Genomic DNA, 3,377 nt, shown 5'->3' on the forward strand with positions numbered 1-3,377 from the left:
CCCAAACCACCACAGCCAAGGATCAGAATTTTGGATTTTCTGAAAATGTCTGTGTGTTCGGGGATTTGTCTTTTAAAAATCTCCTGCATTTTAACCTCCTCCAACAAATGAAAACACCTCTATTTCGTCGTTATCAGTGACGATAAAATTATCGTAGTCGATTTTTTTGACGAGGTTTTTGTTCACTTCGCAAACCGTTAACTCCACATTGAAGTTCAAATCTTCAAGAACTTTTCTCAAAGAAGAATTTTCTTCGAATGGATATTTGACAGAATTTACAGTAATCATATTTCACCCCCTAAAAAAAATAACACGAAGGAAACCTACACCCGCGGTGGTGTACCCCTTCGTGTTAAACACTCTGTGATTATTATAGCACATTAATTTGAATTTTCAAAAATTTATCCGAGAAATTTGTCCCATAAATTTTCAAATTTGCCCAATCAATTTGATTATTAAAAAAGAATAAAGGGTATACAATTTACAGTAAAACAAAAGGAGGAATGTTATGAAATTATATTACGCACCAGGTACATGCGCTGTTGCTTGTTGGATTGCTTTGGAATGGGCAGGCGCAGATTATGAAGTAGAAAAGGTACAACTTGGAACAGATGAATACAGAAAAATCAATCCGTTGGGAGCAGTTCCAGCACTAGACATTGGAGAAGGCATAGTCAGAAGCGAATTAGCTGCGATTCTTCGCTACATTTTGAACAAATACCCTGAAAAAGATTTGGGAGCTGACGAAAGCGCCGAAGACAAGTTCCAATTCGATGAAATCATGGCTTTTATGACTGGAGATTTTCATCCAGCATTTGAAGCGTTGTTCGTACCGGCTGGCTTGACAACATCAACTGACGAAGCAGAGATTGATAAAATCAAACAAAAATCATTTGAAACTATCGACAAAATGATGACTCATTTGGACCGTTTGATTGGAGAAGGCGATCACGTTTACAAAAATAAGAAAACAGTATTAGATCCTTACGTTTATATTCTTACTCGTTGGAGTGAAATGACTCCAAAATCTTGGAAAGAATATCCAAATATCAAGAGAGTTTCAGAGCAAATTGAAAAGGACGATGTTGTACAAGAAATCGTGAAAAAATCACAAGAATAAAAATATTGTATCGGTGTAGATTTGTCTGCACCGTTTTTTTATTTGTCCAAATACAGTGATATAATATATATAATAAGTTTGTATAAAATTGTTTGATGATTAATGTCTGTTGCAATATCAAATCAATAGACTTGATTGTACATTTTTCGATAGAAATCACATTAATAATTAGGTAACAAGGAGAAATTATGTATTCGAAAGTAAACACGTGTTGTTTGGAAGGGTTGAACGGGTATGTCGTGGAATGCGAATGTGACCTTGCGAATGGTCTGCGTTCGTTTAACATTGTTGGTCTTCCCGACACTTCTATAAAAGAATCCAAGGAAAGAGTGCGCTCTGCGATTGAAAACACTGGAATCAGATTTCCTGTGAAACGTATCACGATTAATTTGGCACCTGCAAATTTGAGAAAAGAAGGATCTCAGCTAGATCTTGCAATCGCCATGGCAATTCTACAATCAATGGGAGTTGTAGAAGATTTTTCAGAAAAATGGGCGTTTATTGGAGAATTATCCTTAGACGGGAGATTAAATCCCGTGAATGGATCGTTGTGCATGGTGTTGTCACTGAAAGATTTGGGATACGAAAGAGTTTACATACCAAAACAAAACGCACAAGAATGCAGCATGGTCAAAGGAATTGAGAAGGTAGCTGTGGAAAGCTTGGATGAAATCATCAGGATTTTGAATGGCGAACAAGAAACTAAAATTCTGGATGATATTGACATCATGCAGCAAGAAATACAATACGACGTTGATTTTTCGGATATAAAAGGACAGAAATTTCTAAAAAGAGCGATGGAAATATCTGCGGCGGGATTTCACAATTTGTTGATGATTGGGCCACCTGGAAGCGGCAAAACAATGTCTGCGATGAGACTCAGCACGATTTTGCCTGACATGAGCTTCGATGAAATAATGGAAACCACGAAAATTTACTCCGTAGCAGGATTACTCGGAGAAAAAAACATCGTAACCACAAGACCATTTCGCTCGCCTCATCATACCGCAAGTCAAGTCAGTTTGATAGGTGGCGGCAGAGTTCCAAAACCAGGGGAAATCAGCCTCGCTCACAATGGAGCATTGTTCTTGGACGAACTTCCAGAATTTTCCAAATCGACAATAGAAGTGTTGCGCCAACCACTCGAAACGAAAAACATAACCATAACAAGAGTCAACGCGTCCTTGTCATATCCTGCAAACTTCCTATTTGTAGCAGGAATGAATCCGTGTCCGTGCGGATACTTCGGCGATCCTAATCACGAATGCACTTGTTCACAAAATCAAATCGCAAACTATCTGAACAAAGTCAGCCGTCCGATACTCGATCGAATTGACATCCACGTCGAAGTTTCGCCAGTAAAATTAGACGAACTCACAACAGATGAAAAGTGCGAAACATCAGAACAAATCAAAAAACGAGTCGAAGCTGCACGAGAAATCCAAAAACAACGTTTCGAAAAAGAAAACATCACAACCAACGCACAAATGAACACCCGACAAATTAGAAAATACTGCAAATTAAACGACGAGCTAAACTCCATCATACAGTTGGCATTCGATAAATACAAATTCTCCGCACGATCATTCGACAAAATCCTCAAAATATCACGCACAATCGCGGATTTGGATGGAAAAGAAAACATCGAAGCCAAGCATTTGATGGAAGCCATCAGATATAGAACAGTGGATCAGAAATACTGGGGGTAGACATGATGAAAAGGAGAGAAGATGAAAATACAATTAGAGAGATTTGACGATAAGCACAAGGAAAAGATATGGAGAGATGGATTTTGCGAAGAATCACCCGAGTGGAACAAGTTCAACGGACCGTATTTTGAAGATTATGTTCATTATGAAAGCTTAGAGTCATTTGAAAAATCTGGTATTTGGAAATATCTTCAACAACCCAATTGCAGAGCTATATTAGTAGATAGTGTTGTCGTTGGTATGGTATCTCAAAATTGGGTTGATGAGAAAACTAGATGGATGGAGATAGGGATTGTGATTTACGACGAAAATTACTGGAACAAATCCATAGGAACAAAAGCCCTCAAATTGTGGACAAGCGAAGTGTTCAATGATAATCCACAAATCAACATCTAGGACTGACTACTTTTAGCGGCAATCCACGAATGATGAAGGCTGCAGAAAAAATCGGATTCATACAAGAGGCAAGAATCAGGAAAGTTCGATATTGGAACGGCACATATTACGACAGTATGAAATACGGTGTTACACGTGAAGAGTGGGAAAAA

4 protein-coding genes are annotated in these 3,377 nt (G+C 38.2%); 3 read left to right on the forward strand and 1 reads right to left on the reverse strand.

All coding sequences use genetic code 11. The features are described 5' to 3' along the window. Positions 1-90: 90 nt before the first annotated feature. Positions 91-288, reverse strand: a complete 198-nt coding sequence (gene thiS / locus KHW44_RS07630; protein WP_002835868.1) for a sulfur carrier protein ThiS — start codon at positions 286-288, stop codon at positions 91-93. 220 nt (positions 289-508) lie between these two features. Between thiS and KHW44_RS07635 the strand changes: the two genes are divergently transcribed. From KHW44_RS07635 to KHW44_RS07645, 3 genes are all read left to right on the forward strand, one after another. Next, positions 509-1,120, forward strand: a complete 612-nt coding sequence (locus KHW44_RS07635) for a glutathione S-transferase family protein (protein ID WP_294684080.1) — start codon at positions 509-511, stop codon at positions 1,118-1,120. Between the two features lie 188 nt (positions 1,121-1,308). Next, the gene (locus tag KHW44_RS07640; protein ID WP_294684081.1) at positions 1,309-2,829 is read left to right on the forward strand and encodes a YifB family Mg chelatase-like AAA ATPase; all 1,521 of its coding nucleotides are present in this window, start codon (positions 1,309-1,311) and stop codon (positions 2,827-2,829) included. A 21-nt stretch (positions 2,830-2,850) separates the two neighbouring features. Further along, positions 2,851-3,225, forward strand: a complete 375-nt coding sequence (locus tag KHW44_RS07645; protein ID WP_304067979.1) for a GNAT family N-acetyltransferase — start codon at positions 2,851-2,853, stop codon at positions 3,223-3,225. Positions 3,226-3,377: the final 152 nt, after the last annotated feature.

Source organism: Finegoldia magna, from assembly GCF_018371055.1.
GTDB lineage: Bacteria > Bacillota > Clostridia > Tissierellales > Peptoniphilaceae > Finegoldia > Finegoldia magna_I.

Coding starts and splice junctions, on each gene's coding strand:
- KHW44_RS07640 (WP_294684081.1), top strand. CDS start 1,309: ATGTATTCGAAAGTAAACACGTGTTGTTTGGAAGGGTTGAACGGGTAT.
- KHW44_RS07635 (WP_294684080.1), top strand. CDS start 509: ATGAAATTATATTACGCACCAGGTACATGCGCTGTTGCTTGTTGGATT.
- KHW44_RS07645 (WP_304067979.1), top strand. CDS start 2,851: ATGAAAATACAATTAGAGAGATTTGACGATAAGCACAAGGAAAAGATA.
- thiS (WP_002835868.1), bottom strand. CDS start 288: ATGATTACTGTAAATTCTGTCAAATATCCATTCGAAGAAAATTCTTCT.